Here is a 26,930-nt window from a genome sequence, read left to right on the forward strand (position 1 = left end):
TCGGTGTCGTAGCGAGCGGCGCGCTCAAAACGCGATACCGGCGCGCTCGGCCACCGTATGCATATCTTTGTCGCCACGGCCCGACAGGTTCACCAGCAGCAGCTTGTCGCGCGCCAGGCTCGGTGCAAGCTTCGCTGCATACGCAAGCGCGTGGCTGGACTCGAGCGCGGGAATGATGCCCTCGATGCGGCAGCAGTCATGAAACGCCTTCAGCGCCTCATCATCGGTAATCCCGACGTACTGTGCGCGGCCAGTATCGCGCAGCCACGCATGCTCCGGCCCGACCCCCGGATAGTCCAGCCCCGCCGAGACCGAATGCGTATCGATGATCTGCCCGTTCTCGTCTTGCAATAGATAGGTGCGGTTGCCATGCAGTACGCCGGGCGTGCCGCCGATCAGCGATGCCGCGTGCCGGCCGGTGTCCAGTCCATCGCCGGCCGCCTCCACGCCGATTAATTGCACCGCCGTGTCGTCGATGTAGGGATAGAAAATGCCCATCGCATTCGAGCCGCCCCCCACGCACGCAATCACCGCATCCGGCTGGCGGCCGACTAGCTCGGGCATCTGCACCCGACACTCGTCGCCGATCACGCGCTGAAAGTCACGCACCATCAGCGGATATGGATGGGGACCGGCCACGGTGCCGATGATATAGAACGTGTTCTCGACATTCGTGACCCAGTCGCGCATCGCTTCGTTGAGCGCGTCCTTCAGCGTGCGCGAGCCCGAGTCGACCGGCACGACGCTCGTCCCCAGCAGCTTCATCCGATAAACGTTCGCCGCCTGCCGGCGCACATCCTCGGCGCCCATGTACACCACACATTCCATGCCAAGGCGCGCGGCGATTGTCGCCGTGGCCACGCCGTGCTGGCCGGCGCCCGTCTCCGCGATGACGCGCGGCTTGCCCATGCGGCGCGCCAGCAACGCCTGACCGATCACGTTGTTGACCTTGTGCGCGCCAGTGTGATTCAAGTCCTCGCGCTTCAAGTAGATCTGCGCGCCGCCGAGCAGCTCGCTCCAACGCCGTGCGTGGTAGATCGGCGACGGACGGCCGACGAAATGCTTAAGCTCGCGCGCATATTCGGCGACGAACTCGGGATCCTGCCGGTATTGGTCGTACGCGTCGCGCAGCTCGGCGAGCGCATGAACTAGGGTTTCGGCGACGAACACGCCACCATAAGGGCCGAAGTGGCCACGTTCATCAGGCAAATTGTACATTGCGTCACTCTCGTCAGACAGGGCCCGCACGCCACGCGAGCCCACTGGTCACCGGGCGTCCATCGCCGCCGCTGCCGCATCCGCGGCCTGCACGGCATTGACGAACGCCGCCATTCGGGCGTGATCCTTCACGCCCTTTGCACCCGGCACTTCGATGCCGCTGGACACATCCACGGCATACGGGCGCACCCGGTGAATGGCGTCAGTGACGTTTTGCGCGCTCAACCCACCACTCAAAACGGCCTGACGCGCGATGTCTGCTGGAATAAGTGACCAATCGAAAACCTTTCCGCCTCCGCCATAGCCGGCGACCAGCGAATCGAGCAGCAAGCCCGTCGCACAAGCATAGTTGACGGATGATTCTACCAAATCAGCCGGCCGGGTATCCGGTCCGACACGTAGGGCGCGCAGCCAGCGCAGGCCCGCGCGCCCCGCCAATGCGGCGCAGCGCTGCGGCGTCTCGTCGCCATGAAATTGCACCATGCCGAGCGGCACCGCGTCGAGCACCTGTTCGAACAGCGCGTCGTCGGCATTGACGAACAGCCCCACCACGGTCACGAACGGCGGAACACGGCGCGCCAGCGCGGCGGCAAGCTCGAGGCTCACACAGCGCGGGCTGGGCGGATAGAAGACCAGTCCAATCGCATCGGCGCCCAGTGCGACCGCGCAATCGACGTCTTGCTCAGTGGACAGGCCACACAGCTTCACGCGCGTTCGCTGCGCGCGGTAGGCCGGCGCGGCGGCCTGGGTGGGTGCGGGCTCAGTCATGATTCCATACCTCGCTGAATGGCAAACTGGCGAGATTGGGCGGCGGCACGCCGAAGCCGTCGGGATAGCCCACCTGCGCCAGATACAGGCCGTCCGGCATGAACGTCGGTGCCGCGTGCTTGCGCTCGCGAGCAGCCAGCACTTCGGCCATCCAACAGGCTGGATGCCTGCGCCGTCCCACTGACACCAGGCAGCCCATGATGTTGCGCACCATGTGGTGTAGAAACGCATTCGCGCGAAAGCGCAAATGCACGAACGGCCCGTGCTCAACGATATCGATCGCGTACAAGTGCTTGACGGGCGTCTTCGCCTGGCAATCGGACGAGCGAAACGACGAAAAATCGTGCTCGCCGATCAAATACCCGGCGGCCTCGCGCATCGCCTCGACGTCCAGCGGCGTATGAACCCACCCGGCGCGCCTCGCGAGCATCGGCGAGCGCACCGGATGCACATACAACACATAGAAATACGTGCGCTCGAACGCCGCAAAGCGCGCGTGAAAAGTCGGCGGCACCGGCTTGGCCCACTGCACCGAGACACTGGGCGGCAAGAACGCGTTGACTCCGCGAACCCACGAAAATGCCGCCCGGTCAAGCAATGTATCGAAATGCACGACTTGACCGAGTGCATGTACGCCCGTGTCGGTCCGGCCGGCGACGACAGTGGGCAGCGGCACTTGCGCGAACTGCTCCAGCGCACGCTCAAGCACGTTCTGGACCGTATTGCCGTGCGGCTGCGCCTGCCAACCGCAGAACGCGGCGCCGTCATACTGGAGTCCCAGCGCGATGCGCATCGCCACCTTGCTCAAAGCGGCGTGAGCGCGGCGTGCAGCGCCCGCGCCTTTTCCAGCGTCGTCGGATCGTTCGACGCGATGACTTCGCTGACCAATGCGCGTGCGCCCGCCGCATCGCCCAACTTCATGGATTCGACGGCCAGATTGAGCTTGTGACGGGCGATCGCGGCGAGTTCGTCCGGCACCAGCGCGACGGACGGTTGCGCGGCCAGCAGCGGCAAATCAAGATCAAAATCGAGGTTCAATGCGCCGAAATGGGCGGCACCGAAGCGGGGCGGCGGCGCAACGGAGGGTGGCGGGGCCATCGGCGCGTCGCGCTCGACGGCGGCGATCTGCGCATCGGCAATCGCCGCATCGTACACGCTCGACGTCGTGGACGGCAACGGCGGCAGCGATAGCTCCAGCGATGCCAGCGCGGCAGCGGCGTGTGCCGGAAAGTCGGGCGCCAGCGGCGTGTGCCGCTCGCCGGCGTGCGTTGCGGTGACGGCCGGCGATTCGGCTGCGAAGGCGGCTAAAACAGCACCCGATGACGGCGACGCAGCGTCCGGATCGTGCTCGACCATGTCGCCGCGCGACAATGCGTCGTGCGCTCCGGCGGTCGAAACGGTCCCGGACCGCAGACCGGCTTCGCCAGCCTCAACGGTCGGGCCTTCACGCGCCGTGTCGGCGGCATGCGTCTGTCCGGCGTCCAGACGATCGGATGCCTGTGCCTTGTCGCCCCCACGGTGACTGGCCAGCAGCGATTCGTCGTCGCGCTCCCCCACGTCCTCGTGTGCGACGGGCACGACGTGCGCCCGCTCCTGCGCCCGCTCGCTGTCAATGGCGTCCGACGAGCGGCTAACCACCGGCGGCTCAGCATCCGACGTGGCATCACCCCCCCGACCGGCATCGCGCGTCACCGCGGCAGCCACCGCCGTCGCCGCGACGCCCATGGCCGCCACGGCGACACCCGTAGCCGCCGTGCCGACGACGGCAGCTTGCAACGCCTCATCGCCGGCATGGGGTACCGTGCCGTCAGACGATTTAGACCCGGTTCGCATTGCAGAGGCACGATGCGGCAAGCCGCCATCCGGCGCACGAGCCGCGCCCGCTCGAGTCTCCTCGCGTGGGCCAACGCCCTGTGCACCACCCATATTGCCAGTAGCTGCCGCGCGCTGCCGTCGTCGCACCAGCGCGATCAGCAATCCCACCAGCAGGAACGCTAGTGCAGCGGCACCCGCCGCGATCGTTGGCGACAGACGTGGCAAAGCCCCCGTGCGGGCCGACGCGCGGGCCGTACCCTGGCTCGCCGCCACAGCAGTTGTCGAGACCACCCACGCCGCGGACGCGGACGCGGATGCGGACGGTGACGCCAATGCAACCGAGCCTGACTCCGGCACAATGGCTGCAACGCCCGCGGTCGCCGGCGTGCTCGCTTGATGTACCGGCCCCCCCTCGGCTTGCGGCGCAGACGGCGTGGACGCGCCAGAGGTGACACCCAAGGTGACGCCAACGGAGGCACCCGAGGACGCGACGCCACCCGACGTGGCAATGCCCGGCGCGGCACTGTCCAGCGCCGCGGCGTGGGACGCGAGCGTCGGCAATGGTGCGCCGCTCATCCCCGTCGCAGTATTCGAAGGTTGCGGCGCGCGCTGGATCGCGCCGTCGGGTACCTGGATCACCGCACCGATCTTCAAGCGGTCCGGATCGCGCCCCATAAACGCGCCGGGATTGGCCTTGAACAGCAGTGCCACCATCCTGTCACGCATCGCCCGGTCGTTGGACTGGATCACAGCACTGGCTATGTCGTTTAGCGATTGGCCGGGCTTGACGACAAAACGATTGGAGCCTGCGCTATCGGCAACCGATGCGCCGGCCGTGCCGGCCGCGCCGGTATTCGTTCCGGCTGCCGCCGCGCCCGGCGACGACACCGTAACCATTGCCGTCACCGCCACGGCGCCCACGCGCGCGCCCCATGCTCGAACCCTCATTAATACTCCTACATCGCCACGATGCGTGCTAACCTGAGCGCCGCCGTTGGCCTGTGCCGCACGCCGGCGCCGATTCTAGTTGGCTTTCGATCACAAAAGCCGCATCTTAAAACGAAAAAGGCGCCACGCAGCGCGCAACGCCCTTATCTTTCGCGCGCACGGGCGCGCGCGTTGCCCGCTGGCAGATCAATGTTCAAGCAAAATGCGCAACATCCGGCGCAGCGGTTCGGCAGCACCCCACAGCAACTGGTCGCCGACCGTGAATGCCGATAAGTATTCGCCGCCCATCGCGAGCTTGCGCAACCGGCCGACCGGCACCGACAGCGTGCCGGTCACATTGGCCGGCGATAGCGCGTGCATCGACGCGTCGCGCGCGTTCGGCACAACCTTCACCCAATCGTTCGCCGTCGCCAGCATCTGATGGACCTCGTCGAGCGGCACGTCCTGCTTCAGCTTGATCGTCAATGCCTGCGAATGGCAACGCATTGCACCGATGCGCACGCACAATCCGTCGACCGGGATCGACCCCGGCTCGCCGACGGCTGGACGGCCGAGGATCTTGTTCGTCTCGGCACCGCCCTTCCATTCTTCCTTCGACATGCCGTTGCCCAGGTCCTTGTCGATCCATGGAATCAGCGAACCGGCCAGCGGCACGCCGAAATGCTGCGTCGGCATCGCGTCACTGTTCATTGCGGACAACACGCGGCGGTCGATGTCTAGGATGGACGACGCGGGATCGGTCAGTTGCGGCTCAACCGCGCCATGTAGCGTCCCCATCTGCGACAAAAGCTCGCGCATGTTTTGTGCGCCGGCCCCGGACGCGGCCTGATACGTCATCGCGGTCAGCCAGTCAACCAGGTCGTGCTGGAACAATCCGCCCAGCGCCATGAGCATCAAGCTCACGGTGCAATTCCCGCCGATGAAATCGCGCCCGCCACGCACCAGCGAATCACGGATCACGTCGAGATTGACCGGATCCAGGATAATCACCGCATCGTCCTTCATCCGCAGCGCGGAGGCCGCGTCGATCCAGTAGCCCTTCCAGCCGGCTGCGCGCAGCTTCGGATAGACGTCGTTCGTATAATCACCACCCTGGCACGTGATGATCGCGTCGCAGCGCTTTAGCTCGTCGATAGCGAACGCGTCCTTGAGCTTCGTGTCCGTGTTCGCGAATGCCGGCGCCGCACCGCCCGCATTGCTGGTACTAAAGAAGACCGGTTCTATCAGGTCGAAATCGCGCTCCTGTTGCATGCGCTGCATCAGGACGCTGCCGACCATGCCGCGCCAACCAACGAGACCTACGTTCATGACTTACCTTTGGGATCGGTTCTTCCCCGCATCTGTCCCCAGTGTGGCCGCGCGGGGAAGATGAGGCGGACACGACTGGACACGATCAAGTTTTGATCGTTTTGCGGGTACGAATCATCGTCGTGCCAATAGGCGGCGTGCGATGCGCCGCGAGAACGCGCACGGCCGTCCATTTCCGCTCGCGCGAACGCGCGCCGCGATCGTCACCGACAATCGCAGCAACCAGGCTCGTGGAACGGGGGGCTTGCATCATGTTGCGCAGTGTACACGAAATCGTAGCGCGATGGCGCCAAACCGACTCAAAAAGCGAACCGATTCAGCCACTTGCACCCCCTCGGACAAATCGCCTGGGCGGCGTCAGCGTGCCAGCGCCGCGATGACCGCATCACCCATTTCGCGCGTGCCGACTTGCTTGCAGCCCGGCGTAACGATGTCCGGCGTGCGATAGCCTTGCGCGAGCACACGCTTGACCGCGTTCTCGATCCGGTCCGCCTGTTCGGCGCGTCCAAGCGAGTAGCGCAACATCATCGCAGCCGATAGAATCGTCGCGAGCGGATTAGCCACGCCCTTACCCGCGATATCCGGCGCCGAGCCGTGCGACGGCTCATACAGGCCCTTGTTGTTCACGTCGAGCGACGCGGAGGGCAGCATCCCGATCGAGCCAGTCAGCATCGCCGCTTCGTCGGATAGGATATCGCCGAACATGTTGCCCGTGACGACCACGTCAAATGCTTTGGGCGCCTTCACCAGTTGCATCGCCGCGTTGTCGACATACATATGCGATAGTTCGACATCCGGATAGTCGCGCGCCACGTCGATCATGACGTCCTTCCACAGTTGCGACGTTTCCAGTACGTTGGCTTTATCGACCGAAGTCAACCGCTTCGCGCGCTTTTGCGCGGCTTGGAAGGCCACGTGCGCGATCCGTCGCACCTCCGGCTCCGCATAGCGCATCGTGTCGAAACCCTCGCGGCTACCGTGGAACGGGCCGTCCGGCGCGTCGCGCAAGCCGCGCGGCTGGCCGAAGTAGATGTCGCCGTTCAGTTCGCGCACGATCAGGATGTCCAGTCCGGACACGATCTCCGGCTTCAGCGATGACGCGCCGGTCAACTCTGGATAGCAGATCGCCGGGCGAAAGTTCGCAAACAACTGCAAGTGCTTACGCAAGCCAAGGATCGCCTGCTCCGGGCGCAACGCGCGCTCGAGCTGGTCGTATTTCCAATCGCCGACCGCGCCGAATAAAATCGCGTCTGCGTGCCTGGCCAGCGCCAGCGTGGCGTCCGGCAACGGATGCCCGCTTGCCTCGTAGCCGGCGCCCCCGACCGGTGCCTGCTCCAGTTCAAAGCGCTCGTCGAGCGCATTCAGGACTTTTACCGCCTCGGTGACGATTTCCGGGCCAATCCCGTCGCCCGGCAACACGGCAATCTTCATACGTTCCATTCCAAAAACATTGAATCGAAAGGCGCGACGCGCGGCAATGCGCGCCGCCTCAACCGACGAGACGATTGTTCAGCCACGGTTGACGGGCCAGCCGCTCGGCCTCGAACTGACGAATCCGCTCGGCATGACGCAACGTGAGACCGATGTCGTCGAACCCGTTGAGCAGACAGTATTTGCGAAACGGCGCGATGTCGAATTCGAACGCGTGGGCGCCATCCACGGTGCGCACCTGCTGCTGCTCCAGGTCGATCGTCAGCTGGAAGCCGTTGAATGCGGCCGTGTCGTTGAACAGTCGGTGCACATCGGCGCCGCGCAACACGATCGGCAGCAAGCCGTTCTTGAAGCAGTTGTTGAAGAAGATGTCTGCAAAGCTGGGCGCGATGATCGCCCGGAAGCCATACTGCTGCAATGCCCACGGCGCATGCTCGCGTGAGCTACCGCAGCCGAAGTTCTGGCGGGCAAGCAGGATCGAGGCGCCCTGGTAGCGCGGCTGGTTCAGCACGAAATCCGGGTTCAGCGGCCGCGTCGAGCAATCCTGGCCCGGCTCCCCATGGTCCAGGTAGCGCCACTCGTCAAACAGATTGGGTCCGAAGCCCGTACGCTTGATTGACTTCAGGAACTGCTTCGGAATGATGGCATCGGTGTCGACATTCTCGCGATCGAGCGGTGCGACGATACCGGTATGAACGACAAATTTTTCCATGACTTCCTCGAACGTGATCGAGTCCTGATCGGACCCGGTCGGGCCCGCCGTCGCGGGCCGTGTGCGCAACCCGTGACCTGCAGCGAGACCCGCGTTACTGCGCGGCCTTCTTGATCGCCGCACCGGCCTCGCGCATGTCCTGCCCGAAACCCGACACGGTGTTGCATCCGGCGATCGCGGCACAGCCCAGCACCACCGCGGTCACTGCGAGCCACCCGATGAATACGCGCTTCATTCTTATGCTTGCCCCGTCGCGTCAGGCCAAACGACGTACGTCGACAAAATGACCTTCGATGGCCGCCGCAGCCGCCATCGCCGGGCTGACCAGGTGCGTGCGTCCACCGTTGCCCTGTCGCCCCTCGAAATTGCGATTCGACGTCGATGCGCAGCGCTCGCCCGGCTCGAGCCGGTCCGCGTTCATCGCCAGGCACATCGAGCACCCCGGCTCGCGCCATTCGAACCCGGCGTCCTTGAATACCTTGTCGAGCCCCTCGCGTTCGGCCTGCGCCTTCACGAGCCCGGAGCCCGGCACGACCAGTGCCAGCCGGATGTTTGGCGCAATGCGCCGCCCGAGCTGGCGCACCATGTGCGCGGCCGCGCGCAGATCCTCGATCCGCGCATTCGTGCAGGAGCCGATGAAGACCTTGTCGGGCTGGATCGCCTGAATCGGCGTATCGGGCTCCAACGCCATGTACTGGAGCGCACGCTCCATCGCATCGCGCTTGACCGGATCCTTCTCACGCCCCGGGTCCGGCACCCGTGCGTCGATCGAGGTGACCATCTCCGGCGACGTACCCCATGTCACTTGCGGCACGATCTGCGCGGCATCCAGTTCGACGACGCGCTCGAAGTACGCGCCTTCATCGGAGCGGAACGTGCGCCAATACTGCGCGGCCTGCTCGAACTCGGCCCCCTTCGGCGAGAACGGCCGCTCGCGCAGATAGTCGATTGTTGTGTCATCGACCGCCACCATCCCAGCACGCGCGCCGGCCTCGATGGCCATGTTGCACACGGTCATGCGACCTTCCATCGACAGCGCACGGATCGTCGAGCCGCCAAATTCAATCGCGTAACCCGTGCCGCCCGCCGTGCCGATGCGCCCGATGATCGCAAGTACGATGTCTTTGGCCGTGCATCCGCGCGGCAACACGCCATCGACTTGGATCAACATGTTCTTGCTTTTTTTCTGCAACAACGTCTGCGTGGCGAGCACGTGCTCGACCTCGGACGTGCCGATGCCGTGCGCGAGCGCGCCAAACGCGCCGTGCGTCGACGTGTGGGAATCGCCGCACACGATCGTCATGCCGGGCAACGTCGCGCCCTGCTCCGGGCCAATGATGTGAACGATGCCCTGCCGCTGGTCGTTCATCTTAAATTGCGTGATGCCATAGGCGTCACAGTTGGCGTCCAGCGTATCGACCTGCAGCTTGGACACTGGATCGACGATGCCGTGGCTGCGGTCGGTGGTCGGCACGTTGTGGTCCGACACCGCCAGGTTCGCGCTGATGCGCCACACCGGTCGCTGCGCGAGCTTTAGGCCTTCGAATGCCTGTGGCGAAGTCACCTCGTGCAACAGGTGCCGGTCGATATAGAGCAGCGTGGTGCCGTCTTCCTCGGTATGGACGACGTGCGAATCCCACAGTTTGTCATACAGGGTCTGGGGCATGGCGTTCAGTCTCGGGTCAGTGCTGGACCGTGGTATTGAAGGGACACCGTAGGTCGATGTTGCGTTGGTCCACGCACCGATTATGCCAGCAGCACGGGGCGATTCGCTACCCAATTGATAAAAAAATCTATTAAAAACATAGAGTTATGGTGGTATTCGCAATACCTGGATAAATACTGCCAGCATCATTGGCACACCCGAACAGCGTGTCTCGTGCGCTGTCCCGTGCGCCCAGCGCGGGAAAAGCATACGGGCCAGAGACGCCTGCCCGGCATCTCTGGCCCGCTCTGTCCTTGGCCTAATCGACGTTGACGGTCGGTTCACGCAGACCGGTAGTTCCCGCAAACTGCCGATTCACACCAGACTGCTGGTTCATACAGACCGCCGGCGGCGCGCCGCGTGCCGCCGACTCTGACGGACGCAACGCACAGATCTGCTCTTACCGTTTGTCGATCGGCTTGGCCTCGCGCGGCGTATGACCGATGAACAATTGGCGCGGACGACCGATTTTTTGCTCCGGCTCCGAGATCATCTCGCTCCACTGCGCGATCCAGCCTACCGTGCGGGCCATCGCGAAAACACATGTGAACATCGACGTCGGAATACCGAGCGCGCGCTGCACGATGCCGGAATAGAAGTCCACGTTCGGATACAGCTTGCGCGAGACGAAATACTCGTCCTCGAGTGCGATTTTCTCCAGCTCCATTGCCAACTTAAACAGCGGATCGTCGTGCAAACCAAGCTCGTTGAGCACTTCGTGGCACGTCTCGCGCATTAGCTTCGCGCGCGGATCGTAGTTCTTGTACACGCGATGGCCAAACCCCATCAGCTTGACGCCGGAGTTCTTATCCTTGACCTGCTTGATGAACTCGGGAATCCTATCCGACGAGCCGATTTCCTCGAGCATGTTCAGCGCCGCCTCATTGGCGCCGCCGTGTGCCGGCCCCCACAAACACGCGATACCGGCGGCGATACACGCAAACGGGTTCGCGCCGGACGAGCCGGCCAGCCGCACGGTCGACGTCGATGCGTTTTGCTCATGGTCCGCGTGCAGGATTAGAATGCGGTCGAGCGCGCGCACCAGCACGTCGTTGATCACATATTCCTCGCACGGGTTCGCGAACATCATGCGCATGAAGTTCGCGCTGTACGACAGGTCGTTACGCGGATAGACGAACGGCTGACCGATGCTGTACTTGTAGGCCATCGCAACGAGCGTCGGCAGCTTCGCGATCATCCGGATCGCCGATACGTCACGATGACGCGGATCGTTGATGTTCAGCGAATCGTGGTAGAACGCCGACAGCGCACCGACCGCCGCCGTCAGGATAGCCATCGGATGCGCATCACGGCGAAAGCCTCGGAAGAAGAACTGCATCTGCTCGTGAACCATCGTGTGCTTGGCCACGGTGTCGACAAATTCCTTCTTCTGCTGTTTGTTCGGCAAATCGCCCTTGAGCAGCACATAACAAGTCTCGAGGAAGTCTGCATTCTGCGCCAGCTCGTCGATCGGATAGCCGCGGTACAGCAGCTCACCCTTGTCGCCATCGATGTAGGTGATCGAGGAGTTGCACGACGCAGTGGACATGAACCCCGGGTCATACGTGAATTTGCCGGTCTGGCCGTACAGCTTGCGGATGTCGATCGCATCGGGCCCCATCGTGCCCTTGTAGATCGGCAGTTCGACACTCGGCGAATTGTCGCTGAACGATAGCGTGGCTTTAACGTCTGACGGGGTCATGGCACATCCTCAATCGTGGTATAGGAAACAATTTGCGATATGACGCACGAATCACACCGTGCGCAGCCAACCCAGTACGCGCGCCACATCGGGTGTCGCGAGGGGTGCAGCGGGTTCGCTGCGCGAGAGCAATAGGTCCATCAGCTCGTTGTCGGATAGCTCCAGCAGTTGCGTAAGCGCGCCAACGTCCGCATCGCTGAGTTCATGTTCATATCGGCTGAAAAAACGCTCGAAAATCAGATCGTTTTCCAGCAGGCCGCGTCGCGCGCGCCAGCGCAGCCGCGCGCGACGAGTAGGGTCGGACTGATGAGAGGATGACACGTCAGCCTCAAACCGCCCGGCGCACCATCAGTTCCTTGATCTTGCCGATCGCCTTCGTCGGATTGAGCCCCTTCGGGCACACATCGACGCAGTTCATGATCGTGTGGCAACGGAACAGACGATACGGGTCTTCCAGGTTGTCTAGCCGCTCGCCGGTCGCCTGATCACGACTATCGGCGATGAATCGGTACGCTTGCAACAAGCCCGCCGGGCCGACGAACTTGTCCGGGTTCCACCAAAAGCTGGGGCAAGACGTCGAGCAGCTCGCGCACAGGATGCACTCGTACAGGCCGTCAAGCTCGTCACGCTCCTCAGGCGACTGCAACCGCTCCTTCTCCGGCGGCGGCGTGTCGTTGATCAGGTACGGCTTGATCGAGTGATACTGGTTGAAGAACTGCGTGAAGTCGCAAATCAGGTCGCGCACCACCGGCAGCCCCGGCAACGGACGCAGCACGATCTTATGCGGCAGATCGTTCAGGTTCGTCAGGCACGCCAGCCCGTTCTTGCCGTTGATGTTCATCGCATCCGAACCACACACGCCTTCGCGACACGAGCGGCGGAACGAGATCGTCTCGTCGACGGCCTTGAGCTTGACCAGCGCGTCGAGCAGCATCCGGTCATGCGAGTCGAGCTCGATCTCGTACGTCTGCATGCGCGGCGCGGCGTCCTTATCCGGATCGTAGCGGTAAATTTCAAAAATACGTTTTGCCATGTTCGTTTCCTTTGACTTGCTGCGCGTCGCTCAAAAGGTCCGCGGCTTCGGGGGGACCGGGTCGACCGTCAACGGCTTCATGTGGACCGGCTTGTAGTCCAGACGGTCGCCTTCGCTGAACCACAGCGTATGGCGCAGCCAGTTTTCATCGTCGCGGTGCTCGTAGTCACTCTGCGCGTGCGCGCCGCGGCTTTCCTTGCGCGCCTCAGCCGACACCATCGTCGCACGGGCAACTTCAGTCAGGTTGGCCAACTCAAGCGCCTCGACGCGCGCAGTATTGAACACTTTTGACTTGTCCTTCAGATGCACGTCGCCAGCGCGCGCGCACACTTCGCGGATCTTCACGACACCTTCAGCAAGCAGCTTGGACGTGCGGAACACACCCGCATGCGCCTGCATCGTCTTGCGGATGTCCGCCGCCACCGCCTGCGTGTACTCGCCCGACGTGGACGCATCGAGCTTGGCCAGCCGCGACAACGCAAAATCGGCCGCATCGGCCGGCAGCGGCTTATGCTCCTTCACGTCCTTCACGTGCTGGATGATGTGATTGCCCGCTGCGCGGCCGAACACCACGAGGTCCAGCAACGAGTTCGTGCCGAGCCGGTTCGCGCCGTGGACCGATACGCACGAGCATTCGCCGACCGCATAGAAGCCGTTGACCGGCTCCTTGTGGCCCTTCGGCGTGCCAACGACCTGGCCATGGAGATTTGTCGGGATACCGCCCATCTGGTAATGGATCGTCGGCACCACCGGAATCGGCTCCTTGATCGCATCGACGTTCGCGAACTTCAGCGCGATCTCGCGAATCGACGGCAGGCGCTTCATGATCGTTTCCGCGCCGATATGCGACAGGTCCAGCAGCACGTAGTCCTTGTTCGGACCACAGCCGCGTCCTTCCTTGATTTCCTGATCCATCGAGCGCGACACAAAATCGCGGGGCGCCAGGTCCTTCAGCGTCGGCGCGTAGCGCTCCATGAAGCGCTCACCGTTTGCGTTGCGCAGAATGCCGCCCTCGCCGCGCACCCCTTCGGTGATCAGCACGCCGGCGCCCGCAACGCCGGTCGGGTGGAACTGCCAGAATTCCATGTCCTGCAGCGCGATGCCCGCGCGCGCGGCCATCCCAAGACCGTCGCCGGTATTGATGAACGCGTTCGTCGACGCATTGAAGATGCGCCCGGCCCCGCCGGTCGCAAACAGCGTGCACTTGCCCTCGAGAATGTAGACGTCACCGGTTTCCATCTCGAGCGCAGTCACGCCGAGCACGTCGCCTTCGGCATCGCGGATCAGGTCCAGCGCCATCCATTCGACGAAGAAGTGCGTCTTGGCCTTCACATTCTGCTGGTACAACGTATGCAGCAACGCGTGGCCGGTGCGGTCCGCAGCCGCGCAAGCGCGCTGCACCGGCTTCTCGCCATAGTTCGCGGTATGGCCACCGAATGGGCGCTGATAAATCGTGCCGTCCGGATTGCGGTCGAACGGCATGCCAAAGTGCTCAAGCTCGTAGACCGCGTTCGTCGCCTCGCGGCACATGAACTCGATCGCGTCCTGGTCGCCAAGCCAGTCCGAGCCCTTGATCGTGTCATAGAAGTGGTAGTGCCAGTTGTCCTCGCTCATGTTGCCCAGCGATGCGCCGATGCCGCCTTGCGCGGCCACCGTGTGCGAGCGGGTCGGGAACACCTTGGAGAGCACGGCCACCGACAGGCCAGCCTTCGCCAGTTGCAGCGACGCGCGCATCCCGGAGCCGCCCGCGCCGACGATCACCACGTCGAACTTGCGACGCGGCAGCGAATTCTTGATTGCAACCATGCTTTTAAACTCTCCAGAGAATCTGTGCGGCGTAGCCCGTGCACGCGACGAGCCAGACAATCGTCAGCACCTGCAGCACGAGCCGCACGCCGACCGGCTTCACGTAGTCCATCCAGATGTCGCGCACGCCGACCCAGGCGTGATAAAAGAGCGCGAGCAGCGTGACGAACGTCGCGAGCTTCATCCATTGGATCGAAAAGATCGCCGCCCAGCCGTCATACGAGAAGTTGCCGGCCAAGAAGAACCAAACGAGCAGGATGACCGTGTAGATCGCCATGATCATTGCGGTTGCGCGCTGCGCGATCCAGTCGCGCAGCCCATAGTGAGCGCCGACGACCAAGCGCTTCGAACCAATGCGGTGATTCGCTGCCATTTAAAACACTCCGAACAGTTTGAGCGCGACGGCAATCGTGAGCACCGACGACACCACGAACACGACGATCGACGTTTGCTTGCCGCCCTGCTTCGTGACCGCACGGTGCGTGTCCAGCAGCAGGTGGCGCAGCCCAGCACAGAAGTGGAACAGGTACGCCCACGACAGCACGAGCACAATCAGTTTGACCAGAGGATAGGAAAAGAAGGCTTTCAGGGACGCAAAGCTGAGCTCCGAAGTCAAGCTCTGCTCAAGCAGGTACAGCGAGAAAGGCAGCAGCAGGAACAGCAGCGCACCGCTGACACGATGCAAGATGGATACACGGCCCGCGAGCGGTAGCCGGTATCTCAGTATCTGGCCGATACTGATGTTCCGGTACTCCGGTCTTGGTTTTTTTACGGCTTCAGCCATTGCTAGACCCCAAGTTGAGACACTAACCCATAATTTTAACGCCTTTTCTTTTCGCGATGCATTGCAACAATGTTGCCCCGGTGTTGCCCCGGGCGCCAGCGTTGCAAGATTGCTTTGCCAGATGCGCAACAATAGGCATTGCGCCACGTATGCGGCGGGCGCTAGACCGGGCGGCCGCGCGTCGATGCCATCGTCTTTTTCTGTCAGCTCAAATCGTTTTGGTAATGGTATCCGGCCGTCACGTACCAGCCCCGCCGCACCTCGACCGGTCGATCACCGTACGTGTACGACACGCGATCGACCGACAGCAGCGGATAATCGGGCGCGACCCTCAGCAGCGCGGCCACTGCCGCGTCGGCGGCCACCGCGCGGATCTTTTCGGACGCGCGGATCATCCGCGTGCCGAACTCCGTCTCGAACATCGCATACAGCGGCCCCTTGTATTCGGACAGCCGCTCCAGCGTGAGCCCGCGAAACATCGCACCGGGCAGCCAGATCTCATCGAGCACCGTCGGCTTGGCCTCGAACTCGAGCACGCGCTTGACCAGCACCACCGAGTCCGCGGGCTTAAGTTCCAGCTGCCGTGCGATCTCTGCCGGTGCACGCAAGCGGCGTACCTCCAACAGGCGGCTTTCGTGCGGCTGCAGCTCGCCCTGGTCGGGCAGCAGCCGCAGGAACCGGAACTGCACGCGGTCCTCGTTATGGGTCGCCACGAACGTGCCCTTACCCTGGCGGCGCACCAGCAGGTTGTCGGCGGCCAGCTCGTCGATCGCCTTGCGCACGGTGCCCTGGCTAACCCTGTAGCGCGCGGCCAGCTCCACCTCACTCGGAATCATCTCGCCTGGCTTCCACTCGCCCGACTCCAGGCTCTGTGTGATCAGCGCCTTGATCTGTTGATAAAGCGGGCTGAACGTGGGCGACGGCACACCCGCGGCCGGGCCGCGCTCGGTGCCGTTCGTCGTGTTGCCCGGGCTCGCGTGGTTCGAATTCATGGCGCTATTTCATCATGAAGGTCGCCGCACCGTCCATCTTTTTTCACCCTATTCATCTGTCTTATATAAGATATAAGATATGGTTGACTTTACCCCCTTCGGCTCCTAAACTGCGTTGCTATGCAATGCTTCGCGGCGTTGCCTTGCTGCGTGGCGTATCGCGTGTCGATCTAGCGTGATATGCCACGCAATGCTGAACGACCGAAATTTACCGGCACGCCCCGTTTAGCCGCGTGCGCGAGCACCGCATCCCCTCAGGTGACTCGCCCATGCGGCCAAACGAGACCGCGCTTCACCGACGCGCGACGAATGTCAGCTCGAGCATGCTGCAAAGAGCCACGCGGCGCGCTTAAAATGGCGTTCTTTGTTGCGTTCAACGTCTCGTCCTGGAGATTTATCAATGGCTAAGCCCGCTCAGCGCGTTGCCGTCACCGGCGCCGCAGGTCAAATTGGTTATTCGCTGCTATTTCGCATCGCCAATGGCGATCTACTCGGCAAGGACCAACCCGTCATCCTGCAACTGCTCGACCTGCCGCAGGCACAAGCCGCCGTCAAGGGCGTGGTGATGGAGCTTGAGGACTGCGCTTTCCCGCTGCTGTCCGGCGTGGTCGTCACTGACGATCCGAAAGTGGCATTCAAGGATGCCGACGTTGCGCTGCTGGTCGGTGCCCGCCCCCGCTCCAAGGGCATGGAGCGCAAGGACCTGCTGTCGGCCAACGCCGAAATCTTCACGGTGCAGGGCCGCGCGCTTAATGAGGTCGCCAGCCGCGACGTGAAGGTGCTGGTGGTCGGCAATCCAGCCAACACCAACGCCTATATCGCGATGAAGTCGGCGCCGGACTTGCCCAAGAAGAACTTCACCTCGATGCTGCGCTTGGATCACAACCGCGCGCTGTCGCAACTGGCCGCCAAGGCCGGCAAGCCGGTCGCCTCGATCGAGAAGCTCGTGGTATGGGGCAACCACTCGCCGACGATGTACCCGGATTTCCGCTTCGCAACGGCTGAGGGCCAGTCACTGACCCAGCTGATCAACGATGACGAATGGAACCGCAACGTGTTCATCCCGACGGTGGGCAAGCGCGGCGCGGCGATTATCGAGGCCCGCGGACTGTCGTCAGCCGCGTCCGCGGCCAATGCGGCAATCGATCACGTGCACGACTGGGTGCTCGGCTCCAATGGCAAGTGGGTCACGATGGGCGTGCCGTCCGACGGCTCGTACGGCATCCCGGAAGACATCATCTATGGCGTGCCGGTGATCACCGAGAACGGCGAGTACAAGCGCGTCGAGGGTCTGGAGATCGATGCTTTCTCGCGCGAGAAGATGGACGCCACGCTCAACGAGTTGCTTGAGGAGCGTGACGGCGTGCAGCACCTGCTCGGCTGAGCCCGGCACGCGCTTCACGCCGACGATGCACGCCTTGACGCCTGCCGATGTCCTGTTCGACGGCGAAACGCCGCCTGCCTTGCTGCCCGCGTGCGATCACTACGCGGGCAGCGAGAAGCTGATGCGCAAGTCGCTCGAGCTGCAGCAACGGCTCGGGCCGGTGTTCGACATCACGCTCGATTGTGAGGACGGCGCGCAGGTCGGGCGCGAGGCCGAACACGCGGCGCTGGTCGCCTCGCTATTGCACGGCGAGGGCAACCGCTTTGGCCGCGTTGGCGTGCGCATCCATGCGTACGATCATCCGCATTGGCGCGACGACGTGCGCATCGTGCTGCATGCGCCACGGTGCCCGCCCGCGTACATCATGTTGCCGAAGGTGCGTGGGCTGCACGAGGCGGCCGAGCAGTGCGCATTCATCGACGCGGTGCGCCGTGAGACCGGTCTGCACGCCCCCATCCCGGTTCATTTGCTCATCGAGACGCATGCCGCGCTCGACTCGGTATTTTCACTGGCCGCGCTGCCCGCCGTGCAATCGCTGTCGTTTGGCCTGATGGATTTCGTCTCCGCACATCACGGCGCGATTGCTGACGCCGCGATGCGCTCGCCGGGGCAATTCGACCATCCGCTGGTGCGCCGCGCCAAACTCGAGATCGCCGCGGCCTGCCATGCGCACGGCAAGGTGCCGTCGCATAACGTGACGACCGACGTGCGCGACGTGCAACGCGTCGCGCACGATGCCGCGCGGGCCCGCGACGAGTTCGGGTACACGCGGATGTGGAGCATCCATCCGGCGCAAATCGAGCCGATCGTCGCCGCCTTCGCCCCGCGCGACGACGAATTGGCGCTGGCCACCGACATCCTGCTTGCCGCACAGCAGGCGCAATGGGGGCCCATTCGCCACCGCGACACGCTGCACGACCGCGCGAGCTACCGCTATTACTGGTGCGTGCTTCGCCGTGCGAAGGCGCTCGGTCGGCCGCTTGCGCGCGACGTCGCCGTCTGGTTCACGCCTGCTGAGAACACTGGGTCGGACGCCACCGCGGCGAATCGCGCCGTAACGACAAACCCGATGTCGGTCCCATTGTTGAATAGGCGAGAATAGCGTCCGCCCCACGGCGCGCGCCGCCCGCGCGCCCGGTCGCCGCTTATTTTCAAGGTATTGATACAGATGAAGACACTCGCTATCGCCGCCGCCATCGGCGTGCTCTGCGCCACGCTATTCGTGACTGCCGACGCGTGCGCCGCCACGGCCGCCGCAACCGGCACCAGCTCCGCATCCGCCCAATCCAGCACAAGATCTGGCGCCCAATCCGGCACACAATCCGGAGCAAAGAAACCCGAGCCGAGCCATCGACTATCTAAGAAGCGCACCGCCAAGAAAGCCGCTGCGAAAACGATAGCCGACTTGGTGCCGGAAGGCGCAACAAAATGGCGCTGCGCAGACAACAACGCGTTTTTCCTGAGTGGCGACATGAAGCGCGACCAGATTGTCACCGTGCATTGGGCCGGCAAGAATTACAAGCTGCCGCGTGAGCAGACGACCACCGGCGCCGATCGCTTCCACGACGCGGCGACGGGACTCGATCTGATCGTCATCCCGACTAAGGCGATGCTGTTCTCCGATAAGAACAGCTCTCGACTGGCCGACGAATGTAAGACGCCCGAAATGGTCGCTGGCGCGCCGGCGCCGATCCAGACCGAGGCGCTCAAGCAGCGTCCGAGCCTGTTGCAAGGTCACTGAACGACGCCAGGCAGCATATCAGGGCCCCCGCCATGTCCCCGCCGATCTCAAACGTGCGACCTGAACCGGATGCTGGGCTGGTCGACATCGTCGACTACGTGCAACACTACCGCATCGACAGTGCGCTCGCGCTGGAGACGGCGCGCTGGATCCGGCCCGCCTCGAGGCGATGCCCGTCAACGAGTATGTCGATTTGTACGTGATTTGACTGAACCCACGCGTATCAACCCAAGGGAAACACCATGGCCCACAATCTCCACAAAACGCTCAAGGAATTTGATAGCGGCTCAGGCAAGGGTAAGTACTACTCGTTGCCGCAGCTCGGCAAGGCCCTCGGCATCAAGATCGACCGCCTGCCCGTGTCGATTCGTATCGTGCTCGAATCCGTGCTGCGCAATTACGATGGCAAGAAGATCAGCGAGGAGCACGTCAAGCAGTTGGCAAAGTGGCAACCCAACGCCGCGCGCACCGACGAGATTCCATTTGTCGTGTCGCGCGTCGTGTTGCAGGACTTCACCGGCGTGCCGCTGCTGGCCGACATCGCGGCAATGCGCGGCGTCGCGCAGCGCGCCGGCAAGAATCCGAAGCGCATCGAGCCGTTGGTGCCAGTCGACCTGGTTGTGGACCACTCAGTGCAAATCGACTACTTCCGGCAAAAGGATGCGCTGGACCTGAACATGAAGCTGGAGTTCGAGCGCAATAAGGAGCGCTACCAATTCATGAAATGGGGCATGCAGGCATTCGACACGTTCAAGGTCGTGCCACCGGGCGTGGGCATCGTGCACCAGGTGAACCTGGAATACCTGGCGCGTGGCGTGCACAAAAAGAGCGTGGACGGCGACACGGTCTATTATCCCGACACGCTGGTGGGCACTGACAGCCATACAACGATGATCAACGGCATCGGCGTGGTCGGCTGGGGCGTGGGCGGCATTGAGGCTGAGGCGGGCATGCTCGGCCAGCCGGTGTACTTCCTGACGCCTGACGTGGTCGGCGTTGAACTCAAAGGCCGGCTGCGCGAAGGCGTGACCGCGACGGACCTGGTGCTGACGATCACCGAGATGCTGCGCAAGGAGAAGGTGGTCGGCAAGTTCGTCGAATTCTTTGGCGAAGGTACCGCGTCGCTGACGCTGCCAGACCGCGCCACGATCGGCAACATGGCGCCGGAATATGGCGCGACGATGGGCTTCTTCCCGGTTGACAACAAGACGATCGACTACTTCAAGGGCACGGGCCGCACGAAGGAAGAAATCGCCGCGTTCGAGAACTACTTCAAGGCGCAGGAGCTGTATGGCATCCCAAGCGCCGGCCAAATCGACTACACGAAGACGCTGACGCTAGACCTGAGCACGGTCGCGCCATCGCTTGCCGGTCCCAAGCGTCCACAGGACCGGATCGAGATCGGCAACGTGAAGAGCACGTTCGCCGACCTGTTCTCGCTGCCGGTCGCGCAAAACGGTTTCGCGAAGAAAGCCGACGACCTGGGCAAGGTATACAAGACCACCGATGGCGTCGAGTTGAAGAACGGCGACGTGCTGATCGCCGCGATCACCTCGTGCACCAACACATCGAACCCGAGCGTGCTAATCGCCGCCGGCCTGCTCGCGAAAAAGGCCGTCGACGCGGGCCTCACGGTAGCCCCGCACATCAAGACGTCGCTCGCGCCGGGATCGCGGATCGTCACGGAGTATTTGAGCGCCACCGGTCTGCTGCCCTACCTAGAAAAGCTCGGCTTCACGGTCGCGGCGTACGGCTGCACGACCTGTATCGGCAACGCCGGTGACCTAACCGCGCCGCTCAACGAGGCAATCGTCAAGCATGATGTGGTCGCCGCCGCGGTGCTCTCGGGCAACCGTAACTTTGAGGCGCGGATCCATCCGAACATCCGCGCGAACTTCCTCGCCTCGCCGCCGCTGGTGGTCGCGTACGCAATCGCCGGCACGATCACACGCGATCTGATGACCGAGCCGGTCGGCAAGGGTAAGGGCGGCCGCGACATCTACCTGGGCGACATCTGGCCGTCCAGCGATGAAGTGAACCAACTGCTCAAGTACGCGTTGGACGCGAAGAAGTTCAAGGAGAATTACTCGCAGTTGACCAAGAATGGCGATCTGTGGAGTCAGATCGAGGGCGCCGAGGGCCAAGTCTATAACTGGCCGAAGTCGACCTATATTGCCGAGCCGCCGTTCTTCGGCGAGCACTTCTCGATGCAACCGGCCAAATCGATCACGCCGGTCAAAAACGCCCGGGCACTCGGCATCTTCGGCGACTCGGTCACAACCGACCACATCAGTCCGGCCGGATCGATCAAGGAAGACTCGCCAGCTGGCCGCTGGTTGAAGGAGAACGGCGTGCAGAAGGCCGACTTCAACAGCTACGGCTCGCGGCGCGGCAACCACGATGTGATGATGCGCGGCACGTTCGCCAACGTGCGGATCAAGAACCTGATGATTCCGGCCAAGCCAGACGGCTCGCGGGTGGAAGGCGGCCTGACCATTCACCAGCCGAGCGGCGAACAGACGTCGATCTATGACGCCGCGATAAAGTACATCGCCGAAGGCACGCCGACCATCGTATTTGCCGGCGAAGAGTATGGTACCGGCTCATCGCGCGACTGGGCGGCCAAGGGCACGTACTTGCTCGGCGTGAAGGCGGTCGTGGCGCGCAGCTTCGAGCGCATCCACCGTTCGAACCTGGTGGGCATGGGCGTGCTGCCGCTGCAATTCGAGAATGAGGACAGCGTGCAGTCGCTCGGCATCACCGGCGAAGAGATCTACGACATTGAAGGTCTCACGGACGACTTCAAGCCACAACAGGAAGTCACGCTGGTCATCCGCGGCAAGAACGGCGTGAAGAAGGTGCCGGTGCTGCTGCGTATCGATACGCCGATCGAAGTGGACTACTACAAGCACGGCGGAATCCTGCCGTTCGTGCTGCGCCAGTTGCTCGCCGCCTGATGTGAGCTGCTGCCGGTGCCGCACCGCGCGGCACCGGCCCAACGAGAAATCGAGATGGTGACGCACCTATACTGCCCGAGCATCTCGTGTACTCGAAGCAGCTTGTTGGGCTCATGCAAGACAACAGCGCTACGCGTTCCACATCGCACGGTCGAATGCCTTCAATACCGAGGCACTCGAGCGAATCGGTGCGCTCTATCAAGTCGAAGCAGTCATCCGCGGCAAGCCTGCCGACGAGCGCGGCGCCTATCGCCAGTTGCACGCTAAGTCTTTGCTCGATCAGCTTCATACTTGGCTGAGCCAGATGCTTGCCACGCTCTCGCGTCAATCGGATACAAGCCGCGCCATTCTCTATGCGCTCAACCGCTGGAAGACGCTGACGCGCTACTGCGATGACGAACGACTTGAGATCGATAACCTGCCCGTTGAGCGCGCCCTGCGCGGCGTGGCTACCGGCCGGCGCACTACCTTTTCGCGAGTACCGATGTTTTAAAGTGGCAACCCTGTCTTCGCAGAGCGAATAGGGCGCCCGCCCTGATGACCGTGGAGCAGGCCACAACCCTTTCTCGCGCCAAGCGTTCGTCCAGTTCTAAACGGTCTTCTTGCTCACCTCTAACTGGGCCGCGATCTCGTGCACCCGTTGACCTGCGTCGAGCAGCAACAAGCCCTGCCCTCTGATCCGGAAGTCTTCATACAGATGCCGCAGCGCAAGCTCTCGCAAGGCTCGTTTCTCCACCTCGTTCAGTTCGATGGTGCACTTCATCGGCAATGTCAGCTCGTTCTTCAGGTCACTGGCATCTGACTCTCATGCGAGTGCCGCAGATCGATCATCGCATCCAAGCGGCTACGAAAAAATCCGGTGTCCTACAAGAACTTGTCTGGCTCGCGCTCATCGGTGATATTTAAAACTCCTAGGAATTGCCCTTTTGGACTATCTTTCCGGCTATTGCACAAACCCTCGTTTGACTTCTGCGCCTGACCGCAACAGCATTTCAAACTCTTTTCAAGCTCGACTATTTAGCAACTGACTCAACATTTTTTCGTTATCGCGACACAATCTAGCGAGCTGCGGTATTTGCGCCTTGGCCGCTGCATAGCTGCCCAACTGGCCAGTGACAAACTTGCGTGGCGTCGGCTAAGCACGCAAGATCCGTCGGTTCTCACGTCTCGCCTCTGATGACAAGCAATTTGCGTGATGGATAGCAAGATCAGAATTGGGGTGCTTACCTCAGCAGCAGCACAAAATGAGTACCACGATCCCGGACCGGCTCATGCATCACTGCTCTCTGCTCGAGTTAGATGGGCATAGTTACCGACTCAAAGGGGCTAACAAAACCCTTGCATAAAAAACCAAAGAGCGTTAAATAACAACCTCATCCCGTTCCACAATGTAGAGGAATTTGCGCGACCGAACGTGGAAGGGTTTTAACTGGCCGTCCGGACGGCCTCTTTCCTTCATTTATTCATTTTTTACTATTTAACAAATAGGAGTTAAAAATGAAAAAGGATTTTAAAAAGAAGGGTTTTACGAGTTCCCGCCGGAAGTTTATTTCTGATATGGCCATGTTATCTGCTTCGGGCATCGTTACTGGAGGGTGGTCGCCAATTTTTCAAATATCAGCCAACGCAAGTGAAATGTTGGTAAATTTCCCGATTGGGATACCAATTTATCAGCAGGCTTACGAGAACTGGAGCGGGGAAATATTTGTAGATAAAGTATGGACAGCGGCGCCTAAAACACCTAGCGACATCGTTTCCATTGTAAACTGGGCGAGATCAAATGATTATAAGATTCGTCCACGTGGATATATGCATAACTGGTCTCCATTAATAATGAACTCGGATAGCAAGGCTTCTTCAGTCGTTTTACTTGACATGACGAAGAACCTGAATGCCGTATCAATTGACACGGCATCAAAACCAGCTCGAGTAACCGCGCAAACAGGCGTATCGATGGAGACCTTACTCGAAAAACTGGAAGCAGAAGGCCTAGGAATGACAGCCGTACCTGCTCCCGGCGACATTACGTTGGGAGGTGCACTAGCGATTGGTGCGCATGGCACTGCTGTGCCAGCCAAAGGAGAGAAATTATTATCAGGACATACCTATGGCTCTTTAAGCAACCTTATTCTATCGTTAAGTGCGGTAGTGTATGATGAAGCAAAGAGAGAATATATATTGAGGACGTTTTCCCGTGAAGAGGCAGATATTAGTGCATTCCTCACGCATATCGGACGAGCTTGCATTGTCGAGGTAACGATGCAAGTCGGGAAAAATCAGCGTTTACGCTGTCGGAGCTACGTTAATATTCCTGCCGATGAATTATTTGCAAAACCTATAATATCCAAGAGAACAACTGGATCGTTTCGCGATAAGATTTCTGCCAGGGAATTGTTTGCAAAAACCGGAACATCCAAAAGAACAATTGAATCGTTTCTTGATAAATCTGGCAGAATAGAGATAATCTGGTTCCCATTTACAAGCAATCCATGGCTAAAAGTCTGGAGTATAAAACCAAATAAGCCATTATTCTCGCGCACTGTCACGAAGGCGAACAATTATCCATTTTCAGACTGGATTCCCACAGAATTATCTGATTTAATCAAGCGCATTGTCATTGACAACGAGGTAACTATTACTCCACATTTTGGCCAAAAGCAGTTGGCAATTACCACTGCAGGCTTGATTACCACGCATAGCCTGGATATCTGGGGATGGTCAAGAAACGTACTACAATACATTCGACCCAGCACACTGCGCGTTACTGCAAATGGCTATGCAGTCGTTACCAGTCGGGCTAACGTCCAGCGCGTCATTAGCGAGTTCGTCGAGAACTATCAGGAGCGCATTAATGCGTATCAGGAGCAAAGCCAATACCCAATCAATGGCCCGCTCGAAATTCGGGTGTCAGGGCTAGATAACCCGAATGATGTGAGCCCTAATAGTGTCACTGCTGCCCTGTCTATGCTTAAGCCACGCTTGGATAGACCCGATTGGAATATTGCGGTTTGGTTCGACATTTTGACTTTGCCTGGGACACCTCACGCGAATAAATTTTATCGCGAAACAGAACAGTGGATGCTTTCAAATTATGCAGGCTCCTATGCAACAATGCGACCAGAATGGTCTAAGGGTTGGGCATATACAGATTCGTCAGCCTGGGAGGATTACACGACGATTAGCACAACGATCCCGAATATTTATAGGGAGGGCCAAATCGATCAGGAGAAAGATTGGGATAAAGCTATCAGGACACTCAATAAATACGATCCTAACCGTATCTTCTCGTCGGCGTTGCTCGATAAGCTATTGCCTTCAGGAGTATAAATGATAGAGTTTCTGGAAATATAATGGGTGTTGTTGCAATAAGGTCGAAAGCTCGAAGCGAGCCGCAGACGTCGCACAGGACCGGCGAAACCAGTGTGGCTGTACCGGTGCGGCAATGGAAAGGCCCGATGCCACGACGTCGGGCTTTTTTGACTTCGCGCGCCTCAGGCGGCAACTGGCGACACGAGGATCTTGACGTTCGTGTCCTTATTGTTGACCAACTCCTCGAACCCTTTGCTGACGATGTCAGACAGCGCGATGCGACCGGTAATCAGCGGCTGCACGTCGATGCACCCATCCGCAACATAGCGGATCACATCGGCGAATTCGCCGTTGTAGGCTAGCGAGCCGATGACTGCCTTCTCGGTCGAGACGATCTCACAGAAGTTGAACTCGCTCGGCTCCTCAAAGATACCGACCATCACGCATTTGCCGGCCTTGCGGATGACGTCGATCGCCAGCTTGGCCGTGGTGCGATGGCCAATGCATTCGAACGACACATCCGCACCATAGCCACCAGTCAACGCGCGCACCTGTTCAATCGCGTCACCCTGACTTGGATCGATCACCGTCGTGGCGCCGACCTCCAGCGCCTTCTTCTTGCGCGCGGTGGACATTTCAAGCGCGATGACACGGCTGGCACCAGCGGTCTTAGCGGACATGATTGTGCACAATCCGATGGTGCCGGCGCCCACCACCACCACGGTCTGCCCGGCAATGCTGCCAGCCTTCTTCACCGCGTGCAGCCCAACGGCGAGCGGCTCGATCAGCGCACCGGCCTCGATCGGAAAATCATCCGGCAGTTTATAGAGCAATTCCGCCGGCACATTCACGTACTCGGCGAACGCCCCGTTGTTCATCAGGCCGGTGAACGCCAGGTTCTCGCAAATGTTGTACAGGCCCTGCTTGCAGTAGTAGCACGTGCCGCAGTGCTGGCACGCATCCGCCGTGACCCGCTCGCCGACGCGCCAACCGCTTACGCCGGCGCCGATCTCAGCGATCTCGCCACTGAATTCATGCCCGAGGATGCATTGGCCCTTCAGCCCGGTCAGCGGGTGAGGACGCTCGACCGGGATGAATACCGGTCCCGCCACATATTCATGCAGGTCGGAGCCGCAGATACCGCACCAGTGCACCCGAATCTTGACCCACCCTGGCGGGGGCGCGTCGGGAACCCGCACCTGCTCGACGCGGATGTCCTTGCGGCCGCGCCAAACGGCGGCTTTCATGCTGGGTTGCTGTACGGGAGTTGTGTCGTTCACGATTGTGCCTCCATCCTAATTGGGCGACGCTAAATCA

24 protein-coding genes and 3 pseudogenes are annotated in these 26,930 nt (G+C 61.3%); 8 read left to right on the forward strand and 19 right to left on the reverse strand.

The annotated features are described in order from the left end of the window. Positions 1–24: 24 nt before the first annotated feature. The 16 genes from trpB to KPG66_RS09195 form a co-directional block, all read right to left on the reverse strand. Entirely contained in the window at positions 25–1,218 is a 1,194-nt protein-coding gene (trpB, locus tag KPG66_RS09120; RefSeq protein ID WP_237070719.1) for a tryptophan synthase subunit beta, read from the reverse strand. A gap of 48 nt (positions 1,219–1,266) precedes the next feature. Beyond that, entirely contained in the window at positions 1,267–1,986 is a 720-nt protein-coding gene (locus KPG66_RS09125; protein ID WP_237070720.1) for a phosphoribosylanthranilate isomerase, read from the reverse strand. Then, positions 1,979–2,779: a tRNA pseudouridine(38-40) synthase TruA gene (gene truA / locus KPG66_RS09130; protein ID WP_237070721.1), complete on the reverse strand. Its 801-nt coding sequence runs from the start codon at positions 2,777–2,779 to the stop codon at positions 1,979–1,981. Before truA ends, KPG66_RS09125 begins: the two co-directional genes overlap by 8 nt. Before the next feature lie 11 nt (positions 2,780–2,790). Next, a complete protein-coding gene (locus KPG66_RS09135; protein WP_237070722.1) occupies positions 2,791–4,749 on the reverse strand; it encodes a hypothetical protein in 1,959 nt (652 codons plus the stop codon). A gap of 186 nt (positions 4,750–4,935) precedes the next feature. Next, complete coding sequence (asd, locus tag KPG66_RS09140; protein ID WP_237070723.1) at positions 4,936–6,057, reverse strand: aspartate-semialdehyde dehydrogenase; 1,122 nt, start codon at positions 6,055–6,057, stop codon at positions 4,936–4,938. A gap of 357 nt (positions 6,058–6,414) precedes the next feature. Next, complete coding sequence (gene leuB, locus KPG66_RS09145; protein WP_237070724.1) at positions 6,415–7,488, reverse strand: 3-isopropylmalate dehydrogenase; 1,074 nt, start codon at positions 7,486–7,488, stop codon at positions 6,415–6,417. A 58-nt stretch (positions 7,489–7,546) separates the two neighbouring features. Continuing rightward, on the reverse strand, positions 7,547–8,200 hold the full coding sequence (leuD, locus tag KPG66_RS09150) for a 3-isopropylmalate dehydratase small subunit (protein WP_041754385.1): 654 nt from the start codon (positions 8,198–8,200) through the stop codon (positions 7,547–7,549). A gap of 94 nt (positions 8,201–8,294) precedes the next feature. Further along, positions 8,295–8,435, reverse strand: a complete 141-nt coding sequence (locus KPG66_RS09155; protein ID WP_013435840.1) for an entericidin A/B family lipoprotein — start codon at positions 8,433–8,435, stop codon at positions 8,295–8,297. A 21-nt stretch (positions 8,436–8,456) separates the two neighbouring features. Then, positions 8,457–9,866 carry a 3-isopropylmalate dehydratase large subunit gene (gene leuC / locus KPG66_RS09160; protein ID WP_041753709.1) on the reverse strand — a complete coding sequence of 470 codons (1,410 nt, stop codon included), beginning with the start codon at positions 9,864–9,866 and terminating at the stop codon, positions 8,457–8,459. Between the two features lie 439 nt (positions 9,867–10,305). Then, positions 10,306–11,607 (reverse strand): citrate synthase, encoded by a 1,302-nt coding sequence (gene gltA, locus KPG66_RS09165; RefSeq protein ID WP_013435842.1) that lies wholly within the window; start codon positions 11,605–11,607, stop codon positions 10,306–10,308. 51 nt (positions 11,608–11,658) lie between these two features. Continuing rightward, positions 11,659–11,928, reverse strand: coding sequence for an FAD assembly factor SdhE (locus KPG66_RS09170; protein ID WP_013435843.1), 270 nt, complete (start codon positions 11,926–11,928; stop codon positions 11,659–11,661). A gap of 7 nt (positions 11,929–11,935) precedes the next feature. After that, complete coding sequence (locus KPG66_RS09175) at positions 11,936–12,640, reverse strand: succinate dehydrogenase iron-sulfur subunit (protein ID WP_237070725.1); 705 nt, start codon at positions 12,638–12,640, stop codon at positions 11,936–11,938. A 30-nt stretch (positions 12,641–12,670) separates the two neighbouring features. Further along, a complete protein-coding gene (gene sdhA / locus KPG66_RS09180) occupies positions 12,671–14,446 on the reverse strand; it encodes a succinate dehydrogenase flavoprotein subunit (RefSeq protein ID WP_013435846.1) in 1,776 nt (591 codons plus the stop codon). 4 nt (positions 14,447–14,450) lie between these two features. After that, complete coding sequence (sdhD, locus tag KPG66_RS09185; RefSeq protein WP_013435847.1) at positions 14,451–14,819, reverse strand: succinate dehydrogenase, hydrophobic membrane anchor protein; 369 nt, start codon at positions 14,817–14,819, stop codon at positions 14,451–14,453. Continuing rightward, entirely contained in the window at positions 14,820–15,230 is a 411-nt protein-coding gene (sdhC, locus tag KPG66_RS09190; protein ID WP_041753710.1) for a succinate dehydrogenase, cytochrome b556 subunit, read from the reverse strand. A gap of 203 nt (positions 15,231–15,433) precedes the next feature. Then, positions 15,434–16,222, reverse strand: a complete 789-nt coding sequence (locus KPG66_RS09195) for a GntR family transcriptional regulator (protein WP_237070726.1) — start codon at positions 16,220–16,222, stop codon at positions 15,434–15,436. A gap of 400 nt (positions 16,223–16,622) precedes the next feature. Here KPG66_RS09195 and KPG66_RS09200 point away from each other — a divergent pair, with 400 nt between their 5' ends. The 6 genes and pseudogenes from KPG66_RS09200 to KPG66_RS09225 form a co-directional block, all read left to right on the forward strand. Then, positions 16,623–17,606 (forward strand): malate dehydrogenase, encoded by a 984-nt coding sequence (locus KPG66_RS09200; protein WP_237070727.1) that lies wholly within the window; start codon positions 16,623–16,625, stop codon positions 17,604–17,606. 25 nt (positions 17,607–17,631) lie between these two features. Further along, the gene (locus KPG66_RS09205) at positions 17,632–18,708 is read left to right on the forward strand and encodes an HpcH/HpaI aldolase/citrate lyase family protein (RefSeq protein ID WP_237070772.1); all 1,077 of its coding nucleotides are present in this window, start codon (positions 17,632–17,634) and stop codon (positions 18,706–18,708) included. A 66-nt stretch (positions 18,709–18,774) separates the two neighbouring features. Further along, the gene (locus KPG66_RS09210; protein WP_013435853.1) at positions 18,775–19,347 is read left to right on the forward strand and encodes a hypothetical protein; all 573 of its coding nucleotides are present in this window, start codon (positions 18,775–18,777) and stop codon (positions 19,345–19,347) included. A 32-nt stretch (positions 19,348–19,379) separates the two neighbouring features. Further along, positions 19,380–19,550, forward strand: a complete 171-nt coding sequence (locus KPG66_RS09215; RefSeq protein WP_013435854.1) for a 2-methylcitrate dehydratase — start codon at positions 19,380–19,382, stop codon at positions 19,548–19,550. A 39-nt stretch (positions 19,551–19,589) separates the two neighbouring features. Continuing rightward, entirely contained in the window at positions 19,590–22,304 is a 2,715-nt protein-coding gene (acnA, locus tag KPG66_RS09220; RefSeq protein WP_237070728.1) for an aconitate hydratase AcnA, read from the forward strand. Positions 22,305–22,389: 85 nt separating this feature from the next. After that, positions 22,390–22,790 (forward strand): annotated as a pseudogene (locus KPG66_RS09225) (IS66 family transposase); the annotation flags it as partial. A gap of 103 nt (positions 22,791–22,893) precedes the next feature. Here KPG66_RS09225 and KPG66_RS09230 read toward each other — a convergent pair. Both KPG66_RS09230 and KPG66_RS17965 read right to left on the reverse strand, forming a co-directional pair. Then, complete coding sequence (locus tag KPG66_RS09230) at positions 22,894–23,067, reverse strand: hypothetical protein (protein ID WP_237070729.1); 174 nt, start codon at positions 23,065–23,067, stop codon at positions 22,894–22,896. Positions 23,068–23,367: 300 nt separating this feature from the next. Further along, positions 23,368–23,475, reverse strand: a pseudogene (locus KPG66_RS17965) (IS6 family transposase); the annotation flags it as partial. 38 nt (positions 23,476–23,513) lie between these two features. Here KPG66_RS17965 and KPG66_RS09235 point away from each other — a divergent pair. Further along, positions 23,514–23,650, forward strand: a pseudogene (locus KPG66_RS09235) (ATP-binding protein); the annotation flags it as partial. 151 nt (positions 23,651–23,801) lie between these two features. Continuing rightward, the gene (locus tag KPG66_RS09240) at positions 23,802–25,631 is read left to right on the forward strand and encodes a cholesterol oxidase substrate-binding domain-containing protein (RefSeq protein WP_237070730.1); all 1,830 of its coding nucleotides are present in this window, start codon (positions 23,802–23,804) and stop codon (positions 25,629–25,631) included. Between the two features lie 164 nt (positions 25,632–25,795). On the opposite strand, the gene KPG66_RS09245 is transcribed toward KPG66_RS09240, so the two are convergent. Continuing rightward, positions 25,796–26,860, reverse strand: coding sequence for a 2,3-butanediol dehydrogenase (locus KPG66_RS09245; protein WP_237070773.1), 1,065 nt, complete (start codon positions 26,858–26,860; stop codon positions 25,796–25,798). Positions 26,861–26,930: the final 70 nt, after the last annotated feature.

Source organism: Mycetohabitans sp. B2 (assembly GCF_021733735.1).
GTDB lineage: Bacteria > Pseudomonadota > Gammaproteobacteria > Burkholderiales > Burkholderiaceae > Mycetohabitans > Mycetohabitans rhizoxinica.